At 61.6% G+C, this 25,849-nt stretch carries 30 protein-coding genes and 2 pseudogenes; 17 read left to right on the top strand and 15 right to left on the bottom strand.

Features of this window, described 5'->3' with window-relative positions:
- Positions 1–31 precede the first annotated feature (31 nt).
- Positions 32–388: a hypothetical protein gene (locus tag A0W34_RS32165; RefSeq protein ID WP_076949115.1), complete on the bottom strand. Its 357-nt coding sequence runs from the start codon at positions 386–388 to the stop codon at positions 32–34.
- A 727-nt stretch (positions 389–1,115) separates the two neighbouring features.
- On the bottom strand, positions 1,116–1,322 hold the full coding sequence (locus A0W34_RS32155) for a hypothetical protein (RefSeq protein ID WP_232330117.1): 207 nt from the start codon (positions 1,320–1,322) through the stop codon (positions 1,116–1,118).
- Between the two features lie 205 nt (positions 1,323–1,527).
- Between A0W34_RS32155 and A0W34_RS32150 the strand changes: the two genes are divergently transcribed.
- Positions 1,528–1,818, top strand: a complete 291-nt coding sequence (locus tag A0W34_RS32150; protein WP_076949117.1) for a hypothetical protein — start codon at positions 1,528–1,530, stop codon at positions 1,816–1,818.
- Positions 1,819–2,323: 505 nt separating this feature from the next.
- Here the strand turns inward: A0W34_RS32150 and A0W34_RS32145 are convergent.
- The gene (locus A0W34_RS32145) at positions 2,324–2,800 is read right to left on the bottom strand and encodes a hypothetical protein (protein ID WP_076949118.1); all 477 of its coding nucleotides are present in this window, start codon (positions 2,798–2,800) and stop codon (positions 2,324–2,326) included.
- Between the two features lie 121 nt (positions 2,801–2,921).
- Here A0W34_RS32145 and A0W34_RS33720 point away from each other — a divergent pair, with 121 nt between their 5' ends.
- Positions 2,922–3,044: a hypothetical protein gene (locus tag A0W34_RS33720; RefSeq protein ID WP_256718328.1), complete on the top strand. Its 123-nt coding sequence runs from the start codon at positions 2,922–2,924 to the stop codon at positions 3,042–3,044.
- A 157-nt stretch (positions 3,045–3,201) separates the two neighbouring features.
- Positions 3,202–3,336, top strand: coding sequence for a hypothetical protein (locus A0W34_RS33715; protein WP_256718329.1), 135 nt, complete (start codon positions 3,202–3,204; stop codon positions 3,334–3,336).
- A gap of 18 nt (positions 3,337–3,354) precedes the next feature.
- Here the strand turns inward: A0W34_RS33715 and A0W34_RS33780 are convergent, their stop codons facing one another.
- The 4 genes and pseudogenes from A0W34_RS33780 to A0W34_RS33305 form a co-directional block, all read right to left on the bottom strand.
- Positions 3,355–3,558 (bottom strand): helix-turn-helix domain-containing protein, encoded by a 204-nt coding sequence (locus A0W34_RS33780; protein ID WP_308252621.1) that lies wholly within the window; start codon positions 3,556–3,558, stop codon positions 3,355–3,357.
- Between the two features lie 6 nt (positions 3,559–3,564).
- Positions 3,565–3,917 (bottom strand): annotated as a pseudogene (locus A0W34_RS33775) (recombinase family protein); the annotation flags it as partial.
- Positions 3,914–4,237, bottom strand: coding sequence for a hypothetical protein (locus A0W34_RS32135; RefSeq protein ID WP_076949119.1), 324 nt, complete (start codon positions 4,235–4,237; stop codon positions 3,914–3,916). The gene A0W34_RS32135 and the pseudogene A0W34_RS33775, both read right to left, overlap by 4 nt.
- Before the next feature lie 287 nt (positions 4,238–4,524).
- Positions 4,525–4,665 (bottom strand): hypothetical protein, encoded by a 141-nt coding sequence (locus A0W34_RS33305; RefSeq protein WP_179090822.1) that lies wholly within the window; start codon positions 4,663–4,665, stop codon positions 4,525–4,527.
- Positions 4,666–5,062: 397 nt separating this feature from the next.
- Here A0W34_RS33305 and A0W34_RS32130 point away from each other — a divergent pair.
- The 3 genes and pseudogenes from A0W34_RS32130 to A0W34_RS32120 all read left to right on the top strand — a co-directional run bounded on the left by A0W34_RS32130 (position 5,063) and on the right by A0W34_RS32120 (position 7,344).
- Positions 5,063–5,600: pseudogene (locus tag A0W34_RS32130) on the top strand (DUF488 domain-containing protein).
- Between the two features lie 352 nt (positions 5,601–5,952).
- Entirely contained in the window at positions 5,953–6,612 is a 660-nt protein-coding gene (locus A0W34_RS32125) for a carbonic anhydrase (RefSeq protein ID WP_076949121.1), read from the top strand.
- Positions 6,613–6,756: 144 nt separating this feature from the next.
- Entirely contained in the window at positions 6,757–7,344 is a 588-nt protein-coding gene (locus A0W34_RS32120; protein ID WP_076949122.1) for a uracil-DNA glycosylase family protein, read from the top strand.
- A gap of 383 nt (positions 7,345–7,727) precedes the next feature.
- Here A0W34_RS32120 and A0W34_RS32115 read toward each other — a convergent pair whose 3' ends face one another.
- From A0W34_RS32115 to A0W34_RS32095, 5 genes are all read right to left on the bottom strand, one after another.
- Positions 7,728–8,045 carry an MGMT family protein gene (locus tag A0W34_RS32115; protein ID WP_076949123.1) on the bottom strand — a complete coding sequence of 106 codons (318 nt, stop codon included), beginning with the start codon at positions 8,043–8,045 and terminating at the stop codon, positions 7,728–7,730.
- Positions 8,038–11,607 carry a methionine synthase gene (gene metH, locus A0W34_RS32110; protein ID WP_081559684.1) on the bottom strand — a complete coding sequence of 1,190 codons (3,570 nt, stop codon included), beginning with the start codon at positions 11,605–11,607 and terminating at the stop codon, positions 8,038–8,040. The genes A0W34_RS32115 and metH overlap by 8 nt, the downstream gene beginning before the upstream one ends.
- A gap of 223 nt (positions 11,608–11,830) precedes the next feature.
- Complete coding sequence (locus A0W34_RS32105; RefSeq protein ID WP_076949383.1) at positions 11,831–12,163, bottom strand: cupin domain-containing protein; 333 nt, start codon at positions 12,161–12,163, stop codon at positions 11,831–11,833.
- A gap of 116 nt (positions 12,164–12,279) precedes the next feature.
- Positions 12,280–12,969 (bottom strand): hypothetical protein, encoded by a 690-nt coding sequence (locus tag A0W34_RS32100; RefSeq protein WP_076949385.1) that lies wholly within the window; start codon positions 12,967–12,969, stop codon positions 12,280–12,282.
- A 177-nt stretch (positions 12,970–13,146) separates the two neighbouring features.
- On the bottom strand, positions 13,147–13,842 hold the full coding sequence (locus A0W34_RS32095; RefSeq protein ID WP_076949382.1) for a helix-turn-helix transcriptional regulator: 696 nt from the start codon (positions 13,840–13,842) through the stop codon (positions 13,147–13,149).
- 60 nt (positions 13,843–13,902) lie between these two features.
- Between A0W34_RS32095 and fdxA the strand changes: the two genes are divergently transcribed.
- From fdxA to A0W34_RS32050, 9 genes are all read left to right on the top strand, one after another.
- Positions 13,903–14,277: a ferredoxin gene (gene fdxA / locus A0W34_RS32090; protein ID WP_076949381.1), complete on the top strand. Its 375-nt coding sequence runs from the start codon at positions 13,903–13,905 to the stop codon at positions 14,275–14,277.
- A gap of 9 nt (positions 14,278–14,286) precedes the next feature.
- A complete protein-coding gene (ctaD, locus tag A0W34_RS32085) occupies positions 14,287–16,032 on the top strand; it encodes an aa3-type cytochrome oxidase subunit I (RefSeq protein ID WP_081559513.1) in 1,746 nt (581 codons plus the stop codon).
- Positions 16,029–16,475, top strand: coding sequence for a hypothetical protein (locus A0W34_RS32080; RefSeq protein WP_076949379.1), 447 nt, complete (start codon positions 16,029–16,031; stop codon positions 16,473–16,475). Before ctaD ends, A0W34_RS32080 begins: the two co-directional genes overlap by 4 nt.
- Before the next feature lie 30 nt (positions 16,476–16,505).
- Positions 16,506–16,916 carry a DUF952 domain-containing protein gene (locus A0W34_RS32075; protein WP_076949378.1) on the top strand — a complete coding sequence of 137 codons (411 nt, stop codon included), beginning with the start codon at positions 16,506–16,508 and terminating at the stop codon, positions 16,914–16,916.
- A 120-nt stretch (positions 16,917–17,036) separates the two neighbouring features.
- On the top strand, positions 17,037–18,827 hold the full coding sequence (locus tag A0W34_RS32070) for a molybdopterin-dependent oxidoreductase (RefSeq protein ID WP_081559511.1): 1,791 nt from the start codon (positions 17,037–17,039) through the stop codon (positions 18,825–18,827).
- An 877-nt stretch (positions 18,828–19,704) separates the two neighbouring features.
- Positions 19,705–19,941 carry a hypothetical protein gene (locus A0W34_RS32065; RefSeq protein WP_076949377.1) on the top strand — a complete coding sequence of 79 codons (237 nt, stop codon included), beginning with the start codon at positions 19,705–19,707 and terminating at the stop codon, positions 19,939–19,941.
- A gap of 174 nt (positions 19,942–20,115) precedes the next feature.
- The gene (locus tag A0W34_RS32060; RefSeq protein ID WP_076949376.1) at positions 20,116–20,565 is read left to right on the top strand and encodes an RrF2 family transcriptional regulator; all 450 of its coding nucleotides are present in this window, start codon (positions 20,116–20,118) and stop codon (positions 20,563–20,565) included.
- A gap of 32 nt (positions 20,566–20,597) precedes the next feature.
- Positions 20,598–21,791: a globin domain-containing protein gene (locus tag A0W34_RS32055; RefSeq protein WP_076949375.1), complete on the top strand. Its 1,194-nt coding sequence runs from the start codon at positions 20,598–20,600 to the stop codon at positions 21,789–21,791.
- Positions 21,792–21,802: 11 nt separating this feature from the next.
- The gene (locus A0W34_RS32050; protein ID WP_076949374.1) at positions 21,803–22,000 is read left to right on the top strand and encodes a hypothetical protein; all 198 of its coding nucleotides are present in this window, start codon (positions 21,803–21,805) and stop codon (positions 21,998–22,000) included.
- 38 nt (positions 22,001–22,038) lie between these two features.
- Here the strand turns inward: A0W34_RS32050 and A0W34_RS32045 are convergent, their stop codons facing one another.
- A complete protein-coding gene (locus A0W34_RS32045) occupies positions 22,039–22,419 on the bottom strand; it encodes a VOC family protein (RefSeq protein ID WP_054828530.1) in 381 nt (126 codons plus the stop codon).
- Between the two features lie 24 nt (positions 22,420–22,443).
- Positions 22,444–23,769 carry an ISL3-like element ISPfr2 family transposase gene (locus A0W34_RS32040; protein ID WP_081559509.1) on the bottom strand — a complete coding sequence of 442 codons (1,326 nt, stop codon included), beginning with the start codon at positions 23,767–23,769 and terminating at the stop codon, positions 22,444–22,446.
- Between the two features lie 176 nt (positions 23,770–23,945).
- Between A0W34_RS32040 and A0W34_RS32995 the strand changes: the two genes are divergently transcribed.
- A complete protein-coding gene (locus A0W34_RS32995; protein WP_156888995.1) occupies positions 23,946–24,110 on the top strand; it encodes a hypothetical protein in 165 nt (54 codons plus the stop codon).
- Positions 24,111–24,401: 291 nt separating this feature from the next.
- On the opposite strand, the gene A0W34_RS32035 is transcribed toward A0W34_RS32995, so the two are convergent.
- Positions 24,402–24,713: a putative quinol monooxygenase gene (locus A0W34_RS32035; protein WP_003941073.1), complete on the bottom strand. Its 312-nt coding sequence runs from the start codon at positions 24,711–24,713 to the stop codon at positions 24,402–24,404.
- Positions 24,714–24,821: 108 nt separating this feature from the next.
- On the opposite strand from A0W34_RS32035, the gene A0W34_RS32030 reads away from it, so the two are divergent.
- On the top strand, positions 24,822–25,763 hold the full coding sequence (locus A0W34_RS32030) for a GlxA family transcriptional regulator (RefSeq protein ID WP_003941078.1): 942 nt from the start codon (positions 24,822–24,824) through the stop codon (positions 25,761–25,763).
- The last annotated feature ends 86 nt before the right edge of the window (positions 25,764–25,849 follow it).

Genomic DNA, 25,849 nt, shown 5'->3' with positions numbered 1-25,849 from the left:
ACTCGTTCGAGCAACGCCACACATGGATGGTTCAGGCCGTGGCCTTGTCCTTGCCGAGCTGCGAGACCCGCGAGGGGGTGATACCCAGCATGACGCCGATTTCGCGGACGGACAGACCGCGCTGCCGCAGGTCGTGGACGACTACACGTGACTGGCGCGAGGCTTCGTCGACCACTCGCTGAGCGGCTGCGTTGAGCTCCCGGCTGTCAACTTTTACACAGTCATCGCGTTTGCCGGCCAGCAAGAGATTCCCGCCGACGAGGCGAAGGCCATCGAGGAAGCTCCGCCGCAGCGAGGCGGAGCAGCAAACGAACCCGAGGCAATCACCGTCATGCGTGACGCGATCGCCGATCCGGTTGACCCGCTCACCGTGGAATAGATTTCGCATCCCCTGATTTCGGGGGTGTGTGCCTGTTATCAGGCGCACATCCCCGACCTCACAATATGCCCGGAAGATGGTAGATCTGTTCGTCTCGCACCGCGAAATCCATCACTGCCTCGTACGCCTCCGGAAGGGGTAGCCGACACGTTCCATCGACGGGAAAAGCAACCCTGACAGCGCTTCCTGCGGCGTCAACCAACCACACCACAGGTGTGGGAATGCTCGAGGCTGTGGGGCACTCACCGACCCACGGCGATTTGAGTGACTCTCGATTAAGCTGCGCCACAACGTGCGTCATTTCCCCCGTTCCGGTTGTCTGCGAAAGCACTGCCTCGCTCGAATCGTCTGTGTATTCGAGGAATTGGCACACCACCACCGATGTCGGCTCAAAGTTGTCAGGAACCGTGCCCGCAGGAGGTAAAGGATCCGACAACGACTCCGGGGGCTGCACCGGCACAGGGATCGCCGCCGCCAGCACTTCCGGCGCCAAACATGTGGCGCGATCGACCACCACCCCCAATGGCAATGCCACGGGTTCGCGTCGCTCGTCGAGGATTCAGAAGGTGATCACTCCGCCCACTGCGAGAACAACGACCGAAACCATCGTTATGAGCCCCACACGAGATCGCCGCATACCTAACACTATGCCGACCAACTACTGGACACTGGTCACGTTCAAACCCGATCTACAAGATGTCGACTTTCACCGGCCTCGCTGGCTCGAATGTCCTGATCACAGGGTGGTCCGGCCAGCGCTCTTTCCAATGATCGGTGTTGAACACAGCGCCTTCTTCAGCCGGGCAGGCTCGTGTGCGGCGTCGACGGTCGGTGCGATTGTTCGCCAGACTGACACCCCTACCTCTTCGCGGATCTCCATCCGTCCTGTGCGCCGTTGGAATCCCTTGCCCAGGGCCGCGACGTCGAGCTGGACGGAAGTCACACCCGCCCGCCCCCGCAGTCAGTAACGGATTCGACGAACATCCAGTCGTAGGATTCACTCTCTTAGAACTTGCCGAGGTATCGAGGGATCTCATCTCCCGGCTGCAACTCGCGGACATATTTACTCGGCCACCAGCATCTACCCCCGTCGACTAGGCACTCCGCATCTTCGGCATGGTCACGCAAGTCCGGAACCGTATCCCGACATGGTCGCCGCCGGCACCGGAATCATCCTTGTGACCACCGGTGGAGGTTCGATCAGTCCGATGCCGTTCCTGGGAAACCTGAACATCGCCGCTGCGGGCCTTCGCAACTGGGTGCTGAACCTGCACAACGCTCTCGAATCCAAGGGCGTCCACGTTGCCCATGTCGGCATCACCGCCCTCATCGGGGCAGGTCATCCGGAGGCAGAACCGGACGTCATCGCGAAGGCATACACGGCGTTGTACGACCAGCGCCAGGACGCCGAATTGCACTACGTCGCCTACGACGCATAACCCCTCTCGCCTCGTCGAACCGAGTCTTCCGAGGAAGACACCGAAGCAGCAGAGCCGATCTGCACGACGTGAGTGCCGCAAAACGATGCCAGAGCCGCGCGTGAAACACGTTCATGCGGAGTCGATATGGGTCGAAAGCATGCCGATCGGCGCGAGTCCGCCGTCCAGCGCACAATCAAGCTTCATCGGTGTCTCCGCAGGTTCATCGACGTCGCGTGAGGCGAAAAGTGTTGCTGCACAGCAGTTGCAGAGGTCTATTGGTAACCCTGCATATCAGAACTCGCCGTATTGCTTCACGCTCACGCCGGCGTACGGGCGGGGTGCAGCCCTCTCTCAGCGTGCAGAAACTATCCCAACCCGAGATGGGGCCTTCGAATCCGTAAGTGCAGACAATAGACGATCGCAGCTGTCGCTGTCGTGGGCAATTAGCCACCTGCCCCACCCGACACCCACGTCCGTGTCGGTCACCGGGCGGGGTGGGGCGGAGTGATCAGGGTGTGGGCGGCTACGAGCTGCCGAACAGGTTCCCCATCTCCACGCTGCCGAAGAACCCGCCGCCGGGAGGCGGGGTCGTGACCAGGGTGACCGGCTCGCCGTCACCGAGATTGAATGCGTCGACGGGCGGGGTGTCGGGGGTCATTGTGCGGAAGGTGTCAGAGTCGCTGCAGCCGGCGACGACGAGGTAGTCGCCGTCGGGCAGCGTCGTGGTGTACGTCGCCGAACCTCCAACGACCGGCACGAACTGCGGCTCGATGATGACGACAGTGGCGGGGTCGTCGGTAACGCGGACCGCGCAGCTCAAACTGATCCCGTCCGAGGCGACACCGGCGAATTGGACAGTGATCACGTTGCCGTTGGCGGTCACCTCGGCGTTGCCTGCGAAAACGACGGCTCCAGCCAGGGCGGGGTTGGCAATCAGAGCAAGAGCGGTCGCGCCGGATACGGCAGCGGCGGCAGCCAGGCGGCGTGCGGGGAAATTCATCAGGGGCTCCTTGCTATGGGTGATCAGGACTGATCGGTTTGATGCTGTCACGGTAGTAGTGTCCACGCGTGTCTTTGCCATAAACCCACTCCCGCGACGAACCGAATCGAGGTGCTCGCCGATGACACCAGAAGGGCGGGAGCATGCCGTCGATGCTCGCTACCGGGTGGTCACGGCGGCAAAAGAATTCGTTCTACGGATGGCTTTCGAGTACTGCATAAACTGGAGCGCGGTTGCGCGGTGACAGCGCGAAAGATGCTGCGGCGCAGTATATGCAGGGGTTAGAGTGACATAATTGTTATCGGCGCAAGTTTCGTTATCGATAAGGCGTAGCCGGCACATTCACCGGCTGCGTTCAACCCACCGCCTGAACGAGGTTCGGGCTACTCACCCGGCTCGACGTGGACCCCACACGGACCGTATTCGTCGACGACGCACAGATCGCCGTCGACGGCGCGGCCGCTGTCAGAATGACGACAGTCCTGCATCACGACACCCGCTCCACCATCGCCCAGCTCGATACCCTGCTCACTTGATTGTCGACACCGATCGAGCTATTGAGCAGCCGTCAGGAGTGCACGGCTGCCGGAGGATCGGCCGACTCCGAGAGCCTTGGCGATGGCGTCGAGGCTCTTCCCTTGTTCGCGGAGGGTGCGGGCGAGTTCGGTGCGCTCGGGTGTCATGACGGTGGGCCGACCGCCGTGTCGGCCTTGCCGGCGGGCGGTTTCGAGGCCGGCGTGGGTGCGTTCGACGATCATGCGGCGTTCCATTTGAGCGAGGGCTGCCATGATGTGGAAAAGAATTCGCCGCCTGCGGTGGTGGTGTCGAATCCTTCTGTGAGGGAACGGAATGCGATGCCGCGTTCGCCGAGGTTGTGGACGGTGTCGATGACGTGGCGGACGGATCGTCCGAGGCGGTCGAGTTTCCAGACGACGAGGACATCGCCGTCGTGGTCACGTAGGTAGTTCAGGCATTCGGTGAGCTGGGGGCGCTGCGTTTTGGAGCCGGATTCGTAGTCGGTGAAGATGCGGATCGCGCCGGCTTGGCGGAGTACATGTTCTTGCAGTTCGGGGTTTTGTTCGAGGGTGGAGACGCGGGCGCATCCGACGATGCTCACAGTCTCGGTCCTTCTGGTCGGCTGCTGTGTTGTGGGATGGTGCGGCTGTTCATGAGTTGCTGGTCGACCTCGGGGCTCCAGTGGGTGTGGAGCTTGGTGGTGTCGAGGTCGGCTAGTTCTCGCTCCGGAGCATCCGGCTTCGGCGTTGGCCGGATCTCGGTCGACTGTGGTTCATGTTGTGGTGCTTCGGGTTTGATCTGACTTGCCCAGGTGCAGGTCTGTTCGGGCATGGTGTCGTAGTGCTCGATCATGGACTGCCAGTGCTCGGGGAAAACCATGGCGTTCTCGCGGGGTGCGGTGGCGATGGAGTCCGTGGGCACTTCGGTGACGGGTTTTATCGCGGGCCGTAGGACGTCGGCGAGGATGGTGCCGCCATCGATGTAGGCGAAGTTGCGGGCGGCTTGGACGGCGTCGACGCTGAGTTCGCGCCATTCGATGGCCCATCCGACATCGCGGGCAGTCGCCGGGGTCCGGGTAGATGCACATCTGCGTGTCGTCTGTCGTTGCAGGGCAGTCTGTCGTTGCAGGGCAGGAGGTTTGGCCGCAGTCGCAGTTCGTCTCGTTGCTCACCGTTTTTCCTTTGCTCGAGGTTGGTGGGTGGTTGTCGTTACTCGGCGTTGACGCACTGTGCGGCGTCGTTGTGCATGCGAGGGCAGGAGTAGTCACCGCACCCGCAAGTCAGTCCGGCGTAGTGGATGGTTGCCGCGCTGTAGTCGTCGCCCTCGGTGTAGTCGTAGTCGTCGCTCATCGGTGACCTTTCGTTCGCGGCTGGGGACTAATCCCGTGCCCCGCCAATTTTTTTGCCCTTCTGGCATAGGAGAGTTGTACCGGCATGAGGTGGCCGGAGCGCAACTGGTGAGCGGAAGAGTTTTTCTGCGAGCTTGCGAGTTCGGGTTGAAAAAGTCTTTCGAGCCGAAGGCCGGAGCGAAGCGGAGTCAGCGGTTGCGCGCAGGTCACCGCCGGTCAAGATCGGAAGGCCAGAAGGGAAAACAAATAGAACGCTTTTCCAGAACGGAGCGAAGCGGAGTTCTCTTCGGGGGACACCGAAGGTGGCCCGCCGCCGGGCAGGCGTCGGGCATCGACGACCGCATGTTTCGGTTCGGTACGTCGTCTCCGCGAGGGTGGATGCGACGTAGCGTGGCGTCATGTCAGCTATCACGATTTACACTGTCGGGCACTCGACGCACCCGATCGACGAGTTCGTCGATCTCTTGGAGACGTACGGGATCAGGAAGTTGATCGACGTCCGTACCATCGCCAAGTCCCGGCACAATCCGCAGTTCGGTGAGGCTGCTTTGGCGGCGAGCGTGCGCGCGCAAGATCACGTACCGCCGTATGACGGCATTGGGCGGTTTACGTCATGTACGCAAAGACAGCGTCAACGGCGCCTGGCGAAACGCGTCATTCCAGGGTTACGCGGACTACATGCAGACGGATGAGTTCGCCGACGCGATCGACCTGCTCGTGAAGCGAGGCCACAACAGCGATGCAGCAATCATGTGCGCGGAAGCTGTGCCGTGGCGATGCCATCGCTCGATGATCGGTGATGCGCTCGTGGTGCGCGGTGTCCTCGTCCTCGACATCATGACCAAGAAGTCGGCACCTCCGCATACGCTCACCTCGTTCGCGCGCGTTGACGGGTCGCGTGTGAGTTACCCGGCCTCGTCGGAGACGTCGCCTTGAGCGTACTGGGCTGAGTGGGCGCGGTGACGAAGTGAGCCGACGAGTTTCCGCAGACACGGAAACCCAACTACCCGACGGCATGATCCATTGTTGGTGATCGCGCGCTCGATCCGGCCACGTCCCCGCGCAGTCACGAACATATGCGGTCATTCGCTCTCACAGCGACCGTTGGTACAGGAGGTTCGTTGTCGACTCTCGCCGTGAGGTCGACGAGGTACTGCAGTCGATCACGGAGTACAGATACGTGTATCGAACGGACGCGTTCGTGCTTACCTTCTGGTCGTACCTCACCACTTGTGGATTAGTGCAACCCTGTCAGCAATGCGGAAGACGTCGTGTGCACAATGAATGAATGCCACGTTCAAGCCCCCTTTCCGCTTGGAAGTCTCTTCGCGAAGGTAACGAGCGATTCGTCAACGACGCGTCCATTCACCCGAGCCAGGGAATCATCGACCGCGCGAAACTGGTCAACGAACAGCATCCCACCGCGGTCCTGTTCGGTTGCGGTGATTCGCGCGTAGCCGCCGAGATCATCTTCGATCAGGGTCTCGGCGACATGTTCGTCGTCCGCACCGCAGGTCACGTGCTCGACGATTCGGTGCTCGGTTCGATCGAATACGCCATAGACGTGCTCGACGTGCCACTCATCGTCGTCCTCGGCCACGACAGTTGCGGCGCAGTGAAAGCCACTCTCGATGCCTTGGACAAGAACACGGTGCCCGACGGTTTCATTCGTAGTGTGATCGAACGCGTCGCCCCCTCGATCCTGATGGGCCGTCGCGAGGGATTGTCCACGGTCGACGAACTCGAAGGTCGTCATGTGGTGGAAACAGGGTCGTTGATCATGCAGAGGTCGCGGATCATCGCGGAAAAAGTGGACAAAGGCGCCTGCGCGATCGTCGGCGTCACCTACACATTGTCCGACGGGTATATGCGTCTTCGAGGCACGGTTGGAGACATAGGAGAAACCGTGCCAAATACTGGGGGACTCGACGCCCCCGCTGCCCGCTGACTGAGGGACCTGTCAGCCGGCCTACCGACGCGACTGCGAGCCTTCCAACTAGATTTCGGTGATTTCCCGGTACGCCGACGACCTTGAACGCATCTGATAACGAGGTCACTTCAATGCTTGCCTCGACCCCGGAGATGAGGGAATATGCCGGAACCATTGGCTGAGTTGCTCAGGGACATCCGACGATGCACGCTCTGCGCGGACCACCTGCCGTGCGGACCGCGTCCCGTGCTGCAAGCAGGCTCATCGGCTCGGCTGCGTGTGATCGGCCAGGCGCCCGGCCGCAAAGTCCATACGACAGGCGTTCCCTGGGACGATCCTTCAGGTGACCGTCTGCGCACGTGGCTCGGTCTGACGCCCACAGAGTTCTACGACCCGGACAAGGTAGCCGTCATGTCGATGGGCTTTTGCTATCCAGGCAAAGCCAGGTCGGGCGATAAACCACCGAGATCCGAATGCGCATCTCATTGGCATGAGGCACTGAACGATCGTTTGCTCGACGTCCGACTCACGGTGTTGGTCGGTCAGTATGCGCAGGCACATTATCTACGTGGTCGGCGCAAGCCGACGCTGACCGAGACCGTGAAAGCAGCGAAGGATTACCTGCCGTTGGGGTATCTTCCCCTCCCACATCCTTCTCCGCGCAACCAGCCGTGGCTTGCCAAGAACCTGTGGTTCGAGAAGGACGTGTTGCCGATCGTCCAGACCGCAATTCGCTCGCTCGCCCTGTGAGAGATCTTTTTCCTTCACGTAGAGGTTCAGCGCGAAGCGCGAAGCGCGAACACATCTGTGTTCGTCAGTGATCAATTGACCGTCTACATCACCGAACCAATACCGGACGGACCTCTCGGACGCTGAGCTCACCCTGTTCACACGCCGCGCCGGCGCTACACGCTCTCGCGCCTTACACACTGCCCCCGGATGTGTCGCCAACTGCCATTTCACTGAGAGCATGCCGAGGCCGCGCAGCGAGGGGCCGTGTCTCATCCGACATACCAGATTTAAGACATGGTCCCGGGGAGCAGATACCAGGGTGAAGAAGACTTATTCACATGGTGGACATGGCATTCATCAAAGGTGATTGCAGGACGGTTCTCGCCATCACGTCCGGTGGATCATCCATCCCACAGCGCGTGTACGAGGTCGACCCGTCCGCCACGCATGAGCGTCCCTTCGCCGCGCAGTAGGACGAGAGCACTATTGCCGTGACAGGTAGCGGGAGTGCCGTTGGCGTAGACCACGCGATGCCAATGTGTTTCGTCCGCCCAACGGGTCATGACCTGCCCGACTTGGCGAGGATGCGCGTCGACGGTGTCAGCGATCAGTCCGTATGTCATCACTCGTCCTGCAGGGATACGGTCGATGATGTCGAGGACGCGGCGAGCGAACGGCGAGGGGCCGTCTTCGAATATTTCGGTCGACAGCTCAGACATTGAAATACTTTGCTTCCGGGTGGTGCAGGACAAAAGCGTCCGTGGACTGCTCGGGATGCAGCTGCAGCTCCTCGGACAATTCGACGCCGATTCGTTCGGGTTCGAGCAACGCCACCAACTTGGCTCGATCCTCGAGATCCGGGCACGCGCCGTATCCGAACGAATAACGAGCGCCGCGGTACTCGAGATCGAAGTAGCCGGCAACCTCGGTGGGATCCTGCTCCGCGACGGTGTGACCCTCGGGAAGCACTAGCTCTTCACGGACGCGTCGATGCCAGTACTCGGCCAGAGACTCCGTGAGCTGGACACCGATTCCGTGAACCTCGAGGTAATCGCGGTACGAGTTCGATGCGAACAACTCGTTGGCGAAGTCCGCGATCGGCTGACCCATCGTCACCAACTGGAACGGGAGTACGTCGACCTGCCCGGTGGCCTCGGCGTCCTTGCGCGAGCGAACGAAGTCCGCGATGCACAGGAAGCGGTCGCGGTGCTGGCGCGGGTAGGTGAACCGGAACCTTTCGGGTGCATCCGGTTTCGGCTCGGTGAGCACGATGACGTCGTCGCCCTCCGAGATCGCCGGGAAGTACCCGTACACGACCGCGGCATGCGCGAGGATGCCCTCGGACGTCAACCGATCGAGCCAGTACCGAAGTCGCGGACGGCCTTCCGACTCGACCAGTTCCTCGTACGTCGGACCGTCGCCCTTGCGCTGACCGCGAAGGCCCCACTGGCCGAGGAAAAGAGCGCGCTCGTCGAGCAGCCCCGAGTACTCGGACAGCGAGATTCCCTTGACGATGCGCGAGCCCCAGAAGGGAGGTGTCGGCACCGCGATGTCGGTTGCGACATCGGAACGCTCCGGCAGGACCACGGGAACCGCTGCAGCCTTACGCTTTTCGGCGATGCGCTTGGAACGCTCGTGGCGTGCCTTACGCTCGGCAGCCTTCTCGCGAGCAGCGATGGCCTCCGGGCTGTCCGGCGCCGGGCCGCCACCACGCTTGGTCGTCATGATCTGGTCCATCAAGTTCAGACCCTCGAAGGCGTCGCGGGCATAGCTGACGTCGCCCTCGTACACCTCCTGCAGGTCGTTCTCGACGTAGGAGCGCGTGAGCGCCGCACCACCGAGCAGCACCGGGAACTTCTCGGCGACTCCACGTGCGTTGAGTTCCTGGAGGTTTTCCTTCATCACGACAGTGGACTTCACGAGCAGTCCGGACATGCCGATCACGTCGGCTTTCTTGTCCAACGCGACGTCGAGGATGGTCGCGATCGGCTGCTTGATACCGATGTTGACGACCTCGTAGCCGTTGTTGCTCAAGATGATGTCGACCAGGTTCTTGCCGATGTCGTGAACGTCGCCCTTGACGGTCGCGATCACGATGCGACCCTTGCCGTCCTCGTCGCTCGCTTCCATGTGCGGTTCGAGGAATGCCACGGCAGCCTTCATGACCTCGGCCGACTGCAACACGAACGGCAACTGCATCTGTCCGGAGCCGAACAGCTCGCCGACGGTCTTCATGCCCGAGAGCAAGGTCTCGTTGATGATGGCCAGCGGAGGCTTGATCGTCATCGCCTCGGTGAGGTCGTCGTCGAGGCCGTTGCGCTCACCGTCGACGATGCGGCGTTCGAGCCGGTCGAACAACGGAAGTCCCGCCAGTTCCTGCGCACGAGACTCACGCGCCGACGCTGCCGAAACGCCCTCGAACAGAGCCATCAGCTTCTGCAGCGGGTCGTACCCCTCGCTACGACGGTCGTAGACGAGGTCGAGTGCAGTTTCACGCTGCTCGTCCGGAATTCGGGCCATCGGCAGAATCTTGGACGCATGAACGATCGCCGTGTCCAGACCTGCCTCGGTGCACTCGTGCAGGAACACCGAGTTGAGGACCTGACGAGCGGCCGGGTTCAAACCGAACGAGATGTTCGAGATACCCAGGGTGAAGTGGAGTTCCGGGTACGCAGCCTTGAGCTGACGGATCGCTTTGATGGTCTCGATGCCGTCGCGTCGTACCTCTTCCTGACCGGTCGAGATGGGGAAGGTCAAGGCGTCGACGATGATGTCGGACTCGGCGAGTCCCCAGTTTCCCTTGATGTCCTCGATCAGACGCTTGGCGATGGCGACCTTCGTCTCGGCGGTGCGAGCCTGGCCCTCTTCGTCGATGGTCAGGGCGACGACCGCCGCGCCGTGCTCCTTGACCAGAGTCATGATCTTGTGGAAACGCGATTCGGGGCCGGCGCCGTCTTCGTAGTTGACGGAGTTGACGGCGCAGCGGCCACCGAGGTGCTCGAGGCCGGCTTGCAGCACGGCAGGCTCGGTGGAGTCGAGCATGATCGGCAGCGTCGAGGACGTCGCCAGGCGGCTGGCAAGTTCCGACATGTCGGCGGCACCGTCGCGGCCCACGTAGTCGACGTTGAGGTCGAGCATGTGTGCGCCGTCGCGGGTCTGGTCCTTGGCGATGTCCAGGCACTTCTGGTAGTCCGCGGAGAGCATCGCCTCGCGGAAAGCCTTGGAGCCGTTGGAGTTCGTGCGTTCGCCGATCATCAGGATGCTGGCGTCCTGCTCGAACGGCACCGCCGAGTACAGCGAAGAGGTGCTCGGCTCGTGGATCGGCGTGCGCTGGGCCTTCTCGACCTGACGAACCGCGTCGGCGACCGCGCTGATGTGCTCGGGCGTCGTACCGCAGCAGCCACCGACGAGGCCGAGTCCGAACTCGGAGACGAAACCACTGAGGGCTTCGGCCAATTCGTCGGCAGTCAGCGGATACTCGGCACCCTTGGGGCCGAGCTGCGGCAGGCCGGCATTGGGCATGACCGACACCGGCAGCGTGGAGTACTTGGACAGATGACGGAGATGTTCACTCATCTCGGCCGGCCCGGTGGCACAGTTCAGACCGATCATGTCGATACCGAGTGGCTCGAGTGCCGTCAGCGCCGCACCGATCTCACTGCCCAGGAGCATCGTTCCGGTTGTCTCGACCGTCACGTGCGTGATGATCGGCAACCGCAGTCCGAGTTGCTCCATCGCACGCTGGCTGCCGAGGATTGCAGCTTTCACCTGAAGCAGGTCCTGGCAGGTTTCGACGAGGATGGCGTCGGCGCCACCGTCGATCATGCCGAGCGCAGCTTCGGTGTACGCGTCACGCAGGACTGCGTACGGTGCGTGTCCCAGGCTGGGGAGCTTGGTTCCCGGTCCCATCGAGCCGAGTACGAATCGGGCCATGCCGTCGCGGCCTGGTCCCATCTCGTCCGCTACTTCACGGGCGAGAGCAGTGCCTTTTTCCGCGAGTTCGCGGATCCGGTGAGAGATGTCGTAGTCGGCGAGGTTGGGCAGGTTGCAACCGAAGGTGTTTGTCTCGACGGCATCGGCACCAGCGGCGAAGTACGCGCGGTGGATGTCTTTGAGCACGTCGGGACGGGTGTCGTTGAGGATCTCATTGCACCCCTCGAGGCCGAGGAAGTCGTCCAGGGTGAGGTCCGCGGCCTGCAACATGGTGCCCATCGCTCCGTCGCCGATGACAACGCGCTGTTTCAGCGCATCAAGCAGGGCAGAGTTAAATGGGGCAGACATGCCGCCGACAGCGGACTCCGAGGAATCAGTGGCGATCGGATCTTTCGTCTCGAAACCGTTCAATGCATTTACCTAACAGGACGATTGCCATCGACACGTAGAAGTACCGCGAACCGTGCACGCGGGTGATGCGGGGCACAGCTCGCGACCGGAGCATGGTCGATGACGAAGCAGAGTAAGAAATGACGGTCACATCAGTGGCCGCGGTCGGCCGTCGATACTTTCAGATTGTTTTAGCGACCGTCAGCAGTACGCACGAGGCCTCCAGCGCTTCGAGAGAATGCCGAGCATTCGGGACGATCAACAGATCGCCGGATGATCCCTCCCACGCATTTTCGTCCGCGCACAGGCGTACCCGGCCAGTGAGGACATAGACGGTCGCTTCCCCAGGGTTCTCGTGCTCGTCGAGTTTTTGCCCCGCGGCCAGCGCGATGACGGTTTGACGCAGGACGTGTTCATGGCCGCCGTACACGGTACGAGCGCTACGGCCACTCTTCGAGCTTCCCGCCTTGTCGGCGAGTTGGCGAGCGAGCGCTGTCAATGACATCTTCTCCACGATGTTCGCTTTCTTTGCATTTATGCGGTGCTGGCCAGGGATTTCACTCGTTCTCGACTAGTCCGGCCATGAGGAGGTTCCTCAGTTGGTTCATGGGCATTTCGGAGGGCGTTAAATCAGGGCTGCTGCGGCGGGGGTGGGGGATGATCTCGCGCGGTGAGGAACTTGGCGGGGTCACTGCCGGCGCGGGCGCCGCTATCTAACCATCGGGCGAATCCCCTTGGATCTCGACGTTCGATTTCGTCGAGAAAAGCCTCGCGGGTACGCGCGAGGTGCAGGGCGTCCGTGACCGAGGGCGATGTCGAGGGATCGCTCTTCAGGGCGGCAAAGCTCATTCGCCAACATCGGCACAGGGCTTCGTTCGACAGTTGACTGCAGTCCGGCAGCGGATGAAGCGGCACATCGACAGGGCGTGGGTGGATCAGTGTACTCCTCGGCGAGCGCGGCGGTGACTGTGTGCACTCGACACTGTCGCGAAGATAGCAGCATACCGGAGCAGAGGTGATGGCCATCAGCAGTATCAACGGTAAGGCAGCAGCGCCGGCGAGCGTGATCAATCCGATGACAGTGACCACTCCTGCCGCCCACGTAGCACCGTCTCGTAGCGCAATCGGAAGGAGATTTCGCGGTGGTGGGGTAGTACGACGTGTGATCGGTCGCAGCCAGGGTGAACCCCCTCCGATCAACACTGCGGCAATCACCGCCGAGACCAGAACGTCGGTTTGGACGGTGACGGCTGCGGCGATCCCCCCTGAAGCGGCCAGGATGACCGCGGTAATCCACCAGATCATGCGATAGATGCTCATGGGATGTAATCCGTTGTGGTGAGGAAGTTTCCGGCTGTTCATTTCTCGATGCGGTCCGCCGAAACGGGGAACATCTTCGATCGCGCGAGCACGTCAGTGGTCCAACAATGTATGAGGGAGGGGAATGTGACTGTGCGAGTTCGATATTGATAGACACCGGCTGTATGTACCTGGGCATCATTGCCGCTCCAGTTGCGCGAGACACGTATGCGCGGTGTCCCAGGGGGTGAGCGTGCTCTTGATCTGACGTGCGCCGAGTCGTGTCAGAACGCCGCGTATCAGACCGAGATGTAAGGAGCAGACAACGGAGGGGTTCTGTCGGGCGACGCTTTCGAACGGACAGGCGTGCAATCGGATACGCGTTCGGGAAGTCGAGGATTCGAGTTCCGGATCGAACCCCATCTCCGCGAACAAGGTAGTGACGACGACCACCGCATCTTCTGCGGATCGACCGTTTCCGGAGGTTTCGCCGAGATCGTCCAGCGCCCACTGCCGACCCGCAGCCTCGGCGAGCTGTTCCGGATCACCGTCCGCGTGGCGTGCGAAGTGCGCCGCCAAAACGTGGGCCAACTTTTCGTATCCGGAGGTGATGCCGAATCCTGACCCGAGTGGATTCTGTGCCCGGTAAAGCTGGCGCGGACGCCCTCGGATGACGTTGCGCTCGGTGTCCTTCGCGATCAGACCGACTTCGATCAACGCATTGAGGTGGAACCGAACTGTGCTCACATGCAGGCCGCACAGATCCGCCAGTTCGGTGGCGGTCATCGATTCCGCGGCAGCCCGCAAGGCATCCAACAGTTGAACTCGCCGCCCAGACGCCAGCACTGCATGGGTGCCGGCGCGCGCAGAACCGGTTCCCTTTCGTATCGCCATACTGTAAGACTTTAGAGGAAAGATTTCCTTAAAAATAGGCAGTGCCCCCGGAGGTCGCTCATGACATACGTGATCGCAGCACCATGTATCGACGTGTTGGACCGGGGGTGCGTCGAGGAATGCCCGGTGGACTGCATCTACGAAGGAGCGCGGTCGCTCTACATCCACCCCGACGAATGCATCGACTGCGGCGCGTGCGAACCGGTCTGCCCGGTCGAGGCCATCTCGTACGAATCCGACGTCCCCGCCCGCTGGGAAGATTTCATCGATGACAACGCCCGCTTCTTCCATCGGCCACTGCCCGGTGCGTCCGAGATGGTGGGATCACCGGGAGGATCCATGAATCTCGGTCGCGTAGGTGTCGATACGGAATTGGTAGGCGGGTACCCGCACTCGAATCGTCCGGATATCGGACCGCCATCTCCCGCGCAGTGAGGAACGGCCATGACTCCCGTTGTGACAGAGCTCCTTCCTTCGCGGCCTTACCCGAAACGGCGGGGGCTCAAGGGCACGTTCCTCTATTCCGCTGCCACTACGACCGATCCCAAACAGCTGGGCGTGATGTATCTGGTCACCTCGTTCGCCTTCTTCATGCTGGGCGGATTGATGGCCCTGCTGATCCGGACCGAACTTGCCGTCCCCGGTCTTCAGTTTCTCTCGAACGAGCAGTACAACCAGCTCTTCACCATGCACGGCACGATCATGTTGCTGCTCTATGCCACTCCGATCGTCTTCGGCTTCGCGAACTACATACTTCCCCTGCAGATCGGCGCACCGGATGTGGCGTTCCCGCGACTGAACGCACTCAGCTACTGGCTGTACCTCTTCGGTGCGCTCGTCACCGTATCCGGATTCCTCACCCCCGGAGGTGCCGCCGACTTCGGATGGACGGGTTATTCCCCGCTGACCAGTACCCTGCATTCACCAGGTGTCGGCGGGGATCTGTGGATCATGGGACTCGCACTGGCCGGCGTCGGGACCATCTTGGGTGGGGTCAACATGATCACCACCGTGATCTGTCTGCGTGCACCCGGGATAACGATGTTCCGGATGCCCATCTTCACGTGGAATGTCTTCATCACCATGATCCTGGTGTTGTTGGCTTTTCCTATTCTCACTGCAGCGCTGATGGGACTGCTCGTGGACCGACACTTGGGCGGGCATCTCTTCGATCCCGCCACCGGTGGTGCGATCCTGTGGCAACATCTGTTCTGGTTCTTCGGACATCCCGAGGTGTACATCGTGGCGATACCGTTCTTCGGTATCGTGTCGGAGATCTTTCCGGTCTTCTCCCGCAAGCCGATCTTCGGCTATCTCGGACTCGTCTACGCGACGATCGCCATATCGGCACTGTCGGCGGCAGTATGGGCACATCACATGTTTGCCACGGGAGCCGTTCTGCTGCCGTTCTTTTCGATGATGAGTTTTCTCATTGCCATACCGACCGGGGTCAAATTCTTCAACTGGATCGGAACGATGTGGAAAGGACAATTGACCTTCGAAACGCCGATGCTGTTCTCGATCGGGTTTCTGATCACCTTCCTCTTCGGAGGTCTCTCCGGGGTGATATTGGCGAGCCCGCCGCTCGACTTCCACGTCACCGATTCGTACTTTCTCGTCGCACACTTCCACTACGTCCTCTTCGGGACGATCGTCTTCGCCACGTACGCCGGGATCTATTTCTGGTTCCCGAAAATCACCGGACGATTCATGAACGAACGACTCGGTAGGTGGCATTTCTGGACGACCTTCATCGGTTTCCACACAACCTTTCTGGTGCAACATTGGCTCGGCGCCGAAGGTATGCCGCGCCGATACGCCGATTACCTGCCCTCGGACGGATTCACCACGCTGAACACGATCTCCACGATCGGTTCGTTCGTTCTCGGCGCGTCACTGTTGCCGTTCGTGTGGAACGTGTTCACGTCCTACCGCTACGGCCAGGTCGTCACGGTCGACGATCCGTGGGGGTACGGCAATTCGCTCGAATGGGCTACAAGTTGTCCGCCGCCGCGGCACAACTTCACCGAACTGCCGCGGATCCGCTCCGAGCGTCCCGCATTCGAACTGCATTACCTGAACATGACCGAACGAATGAGGACGGAAGAACATGCAGGTAGAAGGAAGGCTGTCACCTCCGCAGTGAACGAACCGAACTCGATCCCGTCCGGTGAGCCTGATGACCTATGACAGAAGCGGCACGCTACGCACAATTGATTTTGCCGGTCTTCTGGCTCGGGATAGTCGCTGCGATTTCCTTCCTGGAAGCACCGATCAAGTTTAGTGCTCCAGGAGTGAGCCTGGCCATCGGGCTCGGGATCGGCCGGAAGGTCTTCACCGCACTGAACGCCGTGGAGTTGGTTCTGGCACTGATATTGGCGGCATCCTGCATGGCCGCGAAACCTGACGCACCCGCGTTGACGTTCTTCGTGCTGGTCGCACTGGTGCTCGTTGTTCAGGTTGTGGTGATCCGGCCGCGGCTCTGTAGACGGTCCGACCGGATCCTTGCCGGAGGAGACCTACCACGTTCGACGATGCATCTGGTGTACATCGCATTCGAGTTGGTGAAGGTGGTGTTGTTGGTCAGCGTGATCATGTCTCTGTTCCGGGTGTTGTCCGCATGTCTTCACTGACACCCGGACCACTTCGATGAAAGGTTTCCGATGAGCGAATGTATTTTTCACATAGCCCTTGCTGACGACTGGGAGGGCGCTCAACGATTCGGAGAATATGAAGGATCAACCCGCGCAACGACTCTTGATCAAGTCGGCTTCATCCATGCTGCCACTGCTGCGGATCTCGACTATGTTCTCTCGACAGTGTACGAAGACCTCCGACTTCCACTGGTAGTGGTGGTTGTCGATCAGGATGCCCTCCTTGCTGCGGGGGTCTCGATCAGGTGGGACGAGCGCAACCCATCGCCTCCTGGTACAGGCACGCGGGTTCCAGGGATCTTGGGAGCACTACCGCTGGATCCGGACATCGTCCTCGATGTTCTCCCGATCGAGGAAGTCGACGAGAAATGGGTGGTTCCCGACGTGTCCGCATATACGCTCCGAGATGCGACGCGGTAGTCGACAAAAACCAGGTAAGCCGACTTTGCGGCTAATAGTGGTGCGTAGGGTCAGGTCATCGAACAATTTTTTGGTCACCGGTATCTCGCCGGTGTCGCTGACAGCGTTTTGATGTGACCGATGGTCGACTCCACCGATTCACCTACACCGCCGAGTGCGGCTCCCGATGCTGCGCGGACTCCTGCTGTGGCGCACAGCTTCCGCACACAATTGACCCCAGGTGCGGACGTCGTCGACCCCGTCACGTGGGCGGGTTCGGTACCGTACGCCACCGGCATCGCACCTCGCATGCGCATCGGCCACAGCAGATGGTTCAACCTGCTCTGGCTGCTCCCTCTCGGATTCGTCGTCCTGATCGGGGCAGTCGCAGCGGCGCAACACCTGCGCAGCATGTCGTCCGTGCAGGTGTTCATCGAGCAGCATCCCGGTGCGAGTGAGCCCGGTCCAGGCGAAACGTCGGCCCTCCCCGCATGGTTGGGTGCGCAACACTTTCTCAATCTGTTTCTGATGGTCTTCATCATCCGGTCGGGAGCACAGATCCTCACCGACCACCCTCGGCTGTACTGGACTCGCCACAGCACACCTGGCCGGGAATGGTTCCGTATCCAGAAACCTGTTCCTGCCGATCCCTTTTGGACAGCGAAGAAGGACTCGATCAGCCTGCCCGGACAAGTGGGTTTACCGGGGATCCGGCACTCGATCGGCCTGGCCCGGTGGTGGCATCTCGGCACCAACACGCTGTGGCTGCTCAACGGTCTGATCTTCTACGTGTTGCTGCTCGTGACCGGGCAATGGCGGCATGTGATTCCGACCAGCTGGGACGTCTTCCCCAACACCATATCTGTACTTCTGCAATACCTTTCGCTCGACTGGCCGACCGAAGATCACTGGATGGCATACAACGGACTGCAACTGCTCGCCTACTTCGTCACGGTCTTCGTCGCCGCTCCGGTCGCGATGATCACCGGGTTGGGTATGTCGCCGGCGTTGTCCACCCGTTTCAGGCGGGTCAGCAAAGTATTGAGCATTCAAACTGCCCGCTCGCTGCACTTTCTCGTGCTGATCTGGTTCCTGGCGTTCATCGTGATCCACGTGGCGATGGTCTTCACGACCGGTCTGCTCCGCAACGCCAACCACATGTACGCGTCGAGGGATGACAACAGCTGGATCGGCTTCACGATCTTTGCGGTCTCGATGGTGGTCGTTATTGTCGGCTGGGTTGCGGCAACCCCGTTCACGCTGCGTCATCCACGGGTGGTTCAGCGAGTGGGTTTCGCGCTCATCGGACCAGCGCAGCGCTTGTTCGAGCACGTCGACTCCAAGCCGGGCGAATACACCGAGAAGGACATCTCCCCGTACTTCTGGCACAACGGGCAGTACCCCGAATCCGAGGAGTACCAAGCTCTTTTGGTCGGCAACTTCGTCGACTACCCGTTGCGGGTCAACGGACTGGTCGAGCACCCGGTGGAATTGGACCTGGCTGACCTCCGCGCACTACCACTACAGGAGCAGATCACCCAGCATTTCTGCATCCAGGGATGGTCGGGCATCGCCAGGTGGGGCGGGGTGTCGATGCAGACGATCATCGACCTTGTGCAACCGAAACCGGGCGCGAAGTGGGTGGTGTTCTATTCACTCGGTGACGGACCGGACGGGGGTATCTACTATGACGCGCACCCGATCGAACAGATGGGATACCACCTGACGATGCTTGCCTACGACATGAATGGAGCCCCCTTGCCGTTCGGCCATGGTGCACCGCTGCGACTCCGCAATGAGACGCAACTCGGTTTCAAGCAGGTCAAGTGGCTCAAGGGCGTGGAGTTCGTCGCGGACTATTCCGACGTCGGTGGCGGCTTCGGCGGGTACAACGAGGATCATGAATTTTTCGGGTACCGGCAATCCTTGTAAACCTGTCCTGCAGACGACTGCTGTGATGTGAGATATTCGTCGACCGCAAAGGTCGATCAACGGACAACGCAAACACGACACCCGGAAAAGGAACAATGCGACAAGCGAAAAGTCAGCCGCACAGCGCTCGCTGACGACGCGGGCGGAAATGCGCGCGCTTCGGAGAGTACGAGGATCCACTCGGACCGATGTTCGACCGGACCGATTCATCGCTGTTGTCACCACCGAGCACCTCGGCGAGGTGGATATCCGGGCTTACCGCGCCCTCAATTCTCCTCTGGTAGTGGAATTTCCATCGGATCCGGGATCGGCCTCGATTCCGTCGCCCCTGAAAAAGCGTTGCCATCTGACTCCTCCGCGACCTTCCGAGGAGAAGCCCGGTAATACAGGTGCCACAAAATCTTCGGCAGAAAGATCGTGGCAGACAGAACCGCGCACCATGGAGCCGAAGCCTCCACGTGCGATCTCGGGCGTGACCGTTGGCGAGTCGCTCGACGCAAAAAATATACGACGGACTTCGGCGGCGGACCGATTCCAGATCAAGTCCACCGTCGCTACCCCCGTTGACAGTTGCCGTTCGGGTGCGATGTACGGTGAGCGAACCGCCGGTAGCTTGAGGTTAGCGATAATCCGAATCGTACTGCTACGGTGAGCTACTTGAAAGTTGTTCGTTCTTCATGAGGTCGGGGCCGAATGGAGCTCCATCTGTAATGAAACTATGTAGCACAGTGCATTTCCGGAACGAAAGTCCCTGTACATCATTTGTTCGTCGTTGCGTTCGACGCATCGATCGGCCTCACCGAGATCCGACCGACGCTTGCGGGATCATTGCAGCACCGTTCCGCGTTGCCGGTATCAGCATCAAAGCGGTGGCACCATGACGAACAGGTGTCGGCGCGAAGCGGCATTACTCGCCGTGTTTCTGGCCCAATTCGAACCCGTAGCCGAGGGACAGAAACCGACCGTCACTCGCCTCACCGCACGTGAGATCGACCAGTGGCGAGAGGACTACGCGCAAGCGCTGCAATGGTCAGCTGCAACGAGTTTCAGCGCAAACGACGTCGCCGCCATCAAGGAAATGCGTCGACGGTACGGTTTCACCTCCGCCCTCTGAGCGTGCGCTACGGGCCGATGTGCCCGGTTCGATCTTTCGTCGACAAACCAATTTTGCACGATCGGTGCCGCTTCACAGCGTTCTCGACCATGTCGACGTGATGCGTTGAGGCTTCGGTTGAGATCCCCCTCACATAAATAGTCATCTCAGATACGAATTATGTAGGTTCGGGTCATGCAACTGACGCAGTTCACCGATCTGGGATTGCGCGTCGTCATGCGGTTGGCCGTACTCGACGCCGATGCTTCTCCCAGTACGCGGGTAATTGCGGAGCAGCTCAACGTGTCGTATTCCCATGCCACCAAGGTGGTTACACGGCTCGGTGAGCTCGGCATCGTGACAACCAGGCGCGGCCGCGGCGGTGGGCTTTCCATCACCGAACTCGGCCGCACCGCCACCATCGGCTGGCTGGCCCGACGCCTCGAAGGCCCGGGTGAAGTCGTCGACTGCGAAGGCGACAAGCCGTGCCCACTGCGCGCCGGTTGCCTCCTTCGAAGTGCATTACGCGACGCTCAGGAAGCGTTCTTCGTTTCACTCGACGCGGTCACGATCGAAGACGTCATCCGGCAGCCGTCCAAAACTGTTCTGCTTCGCCTCACCACCCGGAGCGACGAAGCAAGCTGATCAACGTCAATTTCGACCGAACGGAGCAGCTCATGCTTTCCCCACAGTCAACCGAGGTCATTCGCGCCACCCTTCCCGTGGTCGACGCCGCCATCGGCGATATCACAACCCTGTTCTACCGCACGATGTTCGACGCACATCCTGAACTCGAACGCGATTTGTTCAATCGCGGCAATCAGAAGCAGGGCGAACAGCAGAAAGCTCTCGCCGGCGCCATCGCAGCATTCGCGACGCTTCAGCTCGAGCCGGACAGCGCCAAGGTCGATCTCATCCTTTCTCGTATCGCTCACAAGCATGCGTCGCTGGGAATCACCCCCGACCAGTACGCAATCGTGCACGAACACCTCTTTGCCGCAATCGTCGAAATACTCGGCGATGCAGTCACTCCCGACGTCGCAGCAGCCTGGGACGAGGTCTACTGGCTGATGGCCGAAACATTGATCACGATGGAGCGAGGCCTCTATCAGCTCGTCGGAGTCGAGGCCGGTGACGTCTGGCGGATGGTGCGAATCACCGAACGGGTATTGCAGTCCGCCGACACCGTGTCCCTGACACTCACCTCGCTCGACGGCAGCGTTCTCCCCACCTTTGCTCCCGGACAGTACCTTTCGGTCGGGGTTACGCTGCCCGACGGCGCTCGCCAGATCCGTCAGTACAGCTTGTGTTCGATACCGAGCAGCGCAGACTGGCGGATCAGCGTCAAGCGAATTTCGGGCACGCCCGACGGCGAAGTGTCGAACTTCCTCTACAACAACGCGTTCGAAGGTTCCGAGCTGTCGGTCACCACACCTTTCGGTGATCTGATGATGCCGGACGACGACTCACCGCTCCTGCTCGCGTCGGCCGGAATCGGTTGCACACCGATGATCGGCATGCTCAATCATCTTGCAGACACCGGCGCTGACCGTTCGGTATCTGTCATTCATGCTGATCGATCCATCGCCGATCATGCTCACCGAGCAGAACTCAGCACGCTCGTCGAGAAGATTCCCGCCGCAACCTTGCATCGTTGGTACGAGGATCTCGGCACGCACGTACCGTTCGGATCGGTACACGAAGGACGGGCTGATCTGCGCGATATCACTGTCGAACCGGATACCCAGGCGTTCCTCTGTGGGCCGATGCCGTTCATGTTGGCGATGCGCGCATCGTTGCTCGAAAGGGACGTCCCGGCGCAGAATATCCACTACGAAGTCTTCGGACCGGACAGCTGGGCCAATACCTGAGCGGAGCCGACATGACGGAAGAGCAACCGGTGGAGACGCTTTCGCGATGGTCCGACTCGGGAGCGACGTGGCGGGTTCTACGGCGCACCTCCACATCGATTACGGTGTCACTACGACGCTGCGACGGGGGCGAGGAAGTAGAGCGCCTGACGTCATCCGATCCCGACCTCCTGGAGTGGATCGGTAACCGCTCCACCAGCGAGGACTGACGTGCCCGACGCACCGCTACCTGCGGTCGACGGGCACGTTATCCGTGGAATCGTTGTGCGATCAGCTCTCGGGGTAGTTGCTCGGGGCCCGGGTAGGCGACGATAACGCGGATACCGTCCGGATCGCAGCCGTCGACGAAGGTCACTCCACCGACTGCTTGGGTGAAGGTGGAGGCATCATATGCACGTAGACGCTCACTGATCCGCGTAAGTTCCTCTTCTGTATCAGCGGACCACATGACGTAGTGGACGCCGATGTTGCTCATGTTGCGCCGGGATGCGCCCTTTTGCACATACATGTAGATCTGAAAATCATCCGGTGTCAGAAGAAGTACCGCATCGGGTTCACGCAAGGCGACACGGCAAGAAAACACGTCGCAGTAGTAACTCACCGACCGATCCAAGTTGGCTACTTGCATCACCGACGAGGCAACTTTGGCGGCTCATCCCAATCGGGGGTGTAGGAGTTGGGGTCTGAAGCCGCCGGTCTCGAGCAGGCTTCGGGCGATGTAGTTGGTCAGGTTGCGGAACCCGAGTGCGGAGCCGCGCAGGTGTTCGAGCCGTCCGTTGAGCGCCTCGGTCGGCCCGTTGCTGGTGCCGGGTCGTTCGAAGTAGGCGAGCACGTCAGCGGCTCGCTTCTTCAGGGTCCGGCCCAGGGTGGTGAGCTCGGTGAGCACCTTGGGGACGCCGGCGCTGAGGTCGGTGATCAGCTTCTCCATGAGCTCGCGGCCACGTTGCCGGTCCTCGTGGCGATAGGCGGCGATCATGCGCTGGTAGACACCCCAGGTCGCCTCGACCTCGACGTGAGCGTCATCAACGAACAGCGCGCGTAGCCTGTCGCTCTGCTTGTCGGTGAGCAGGTCCGCGCCGGTGTGCAGCGTGCGCCGCGACTTGTAGAGCGGGTCGTCCCTGAACCCACGGTGCCCGTGGATCGCGAGTTGGACCCGGCGCCGGCACCTGTCGAGGGCGTCACCGGCCAGGCGCACGACGTGGAAGGGATCCATCACCGTGACCGCGTCCGGGATCTCCTCTGCAGCGGCGGTCTTGAACCCGGTGAAGCCGTCCATCGCGACCACCTCGACCGCGTCACGGAAGGCGTCGTCGCGGTCGGCGAGCCAGGTCTTGAACGCCGCCTTCGACCGGCCCTCGACCATGTCCAGCAGCCTTGCTGGGCCGGCGCCATCGCGGACCGGGGTGAGGTCGATGATCACGGTGACGCACTTGTCGCCACGCCTGGTGTGGCGCCAGACGTGCTCATCGACGCCAATGACCTTCACGCCCTCAAACCGCGTGGGGTCGTTGATCAGCAGCCGCTTGCCTTCAGCCAGGACCGCGTTGTTGGCGGTGTCCCACGCGACCCCGAGTCCCTCGGCGACACGGGCGACGGTGAGGTGTGCGACCACGATCCCTTCCAGCGCCCACCGCAGCCCGGTGCGCGAGAGCTTCGCGCGTGGCTCCGTCGCGGCGCTGGGGTCTTGGCGCCACACGTGTCCGCAGTCGGCACAGCGGTAGCGGCGCACTACAACTTCCAGCACGGTCGGTCGCCAGCCCAGCGGCTCGTGGGCCAACCGCCGGATCACGGTGTCACGAGCAGCGCCTTCGCTGCCGCACCGTCGGCACCACTGATCTGGTTCCACCACGCGGCACGCGAGGACCGCACGATCCGGTTCAAGTCGTTGTCCGGTCACGCTCAGACCGAGGCCGTCGAGTCGAGCGAAGGCGGTCAGGTCAGGGCGGCCGAAGCCGGCCGGCGGGGTAGCGTCGGTCACGTCGAGGTCTTTCGGATGGATGGCGTAGGAACCTCCGTCGTCGGGAGACCTCGACGTCTATCTGCGGACCGACGCGCCCGGCCGACCTACACTCTCATCTGGGAAGAGCCCTGAAACGTCTTCGACGACGACGGGACCGGCGAGGAGGAGGGCGCGGTGAGCTAAAGGAATGGAGCTTGCTCGGCTTCGACGCCGCCGCAAGCTCCGGTGAAACGGTCGGTACTGGTCGGTCGTCGTCGGTCACCACCGGATGGCGGCGTCCCCCACGCTCGGCGTTTGCGCAGGTCAGCGGCTCGTTCGCCCAGTGGGCGCATCAAGCGATAGACGCAAAGCCGACGTGATTAGGTCGTCGGTTCGATTCCGACAGGCGGCTCCGGCGAACAGCCCCTGACCTGCGGAAACGCAGGGCAGGGGCGGTTCGGTTCTGGTGGTCGCGCGATGCGCTGGCCTCACGGCTCTGCCCGACACCGACGTCGCTCTCCTCTGCGACGGACCCCTCGCCGGCTGAGCGCTCGCGGCCGGCATCCTGTCCGTGTGCCGATAGGCCTCGCACCGCTCGGCAACGCAGCGTGGCGTTGCGTCGCGACCTGGCGACGGCTCGGCGGGGCGCGATCGTCTCGTGCGTTGGCGGACTACGGGAGCTTGGACGCGAGGACGTCGGCCGCCAGGATCTCGGGTGCTGCGCCGAGGAGGTGCTGGTTGGCCATCAGGGCTGCGACGATGGCGCCGTTGGCGTGGGCGTCGCGAGCGGCCTCGTCGGGGAATGCATCGAAGATCCAGAAGGTGTCGGCGTGGGTCCTGACCGCGAACCAGACAATCGTTCCTACTTCTTCGTTGGCGAGCGCGACAGCGCCGGCGAGCAGATCGGCGAGCGCGTCGTGCTGTCCATCGGCCGCGACGATCTTGGCGACGAAGGCATACGGAAGTGATGCGGGTGTGGACATGAGGGGTTCTCCTAGGTGTCGAGGTTTCTTGGTGAAGCGAGTTCAGCGTATGACGAGCAAGGGCATGTGAGAAGTGGCGTATACGGCAGTATTGCTATTGTTCGCGCCATGCGTATCGGACTGATCGCGATCGACGGCTGCTTCGGTTCGGCTGTCGCGTCGGTCATCGACATCGTGCGGGTGGCCGACGGAGCCCGCGGCGATGTCGACCCGCGGATCGACCCGATCGAACTCGCCATCCTCGGACCGAAACGGAGAGTGACCACGACGGCATCGATGACCCTGTCGGTGGACCACCCGCTGTCGGAGTCCGCAGAGTTCGACGTGGTCGTCGTCCCTGCGCTTGGAACCCTCACGGCCGCCGCTACCAACGACGCCCTCCAGAGCCGAGATGCTCGTTCGGTCATCGCCTCGCTCGGGCGCCTCGACGACGCGACCACCCGGATCGCCGCGGCGTGCACCGGCGTGTTCGCTGTCGCCGAGACCGGACGGATGCATCATCGGCGGGCGACGACCAGCTGGTTCCTGGGGCCGGAGTTCCTGAAGCGCTATCCGACCGTCGCCCTCGATCTCGACACCATGGTCGTGGTCGACGGGAACCTCGTCACCGCCGGCGCCGCGTTCGCCCACATCGACCTCGCGCTCTCACTCGTGCGATCGATCAGCCCCGACCTGGCCCAACATGTCGCCAAGCTCCTCATCATCGACGAGCGTCCGTCGCAGGCGGCCTTCGTCGCCTACGAACATCTCCGGCACGAGGACCCGATCGTCGTCGAGTTCGAACGCTTCGTGCGCGCCCGCCTGGACGAACCGTTCAACGTCGCCTTCGTCGCGCAGTCGCTCGGCACCAGCCGGCGCACCCTCGAACGACGAGTCCGTGCGGCGCTCAACCTCACTCCGCTCGGCTTCGTCCAACGGCTTCGCATCGAACGAGCTCGGCACCTCTCAGCAACCACGGACCTCACCTCCGCCGAGATCGCGCTACGGGTCGGCTACGCGAACGCCGAGACTCTGCGCTCCCTCCTGCGTAGGGAGCGACGCCGTTCCTGACCTATCGCCATACCTGTAGCCGGTGTCCTAGTGCTCGACTGGAACCACCTCTCAGCACGTCGCGTCGACGCTCCTGCGTCGCCCCT

It is taken from the genome of Rhodococcus sp. BH4 (assembly GCF_002079265.1).
Taxonomy (GTDB): Bacteria; Actinomycetota; Actinomycetes; order Mycobacteriales; family Mycobacteriaceae; genus Rhodococcus_F; species Rhodococcus_F qingshengii.
Note: the sequence above shows the minus strand (reverse complement) of the source record. Positions and strands in the feature narration are given on the sequence as shown.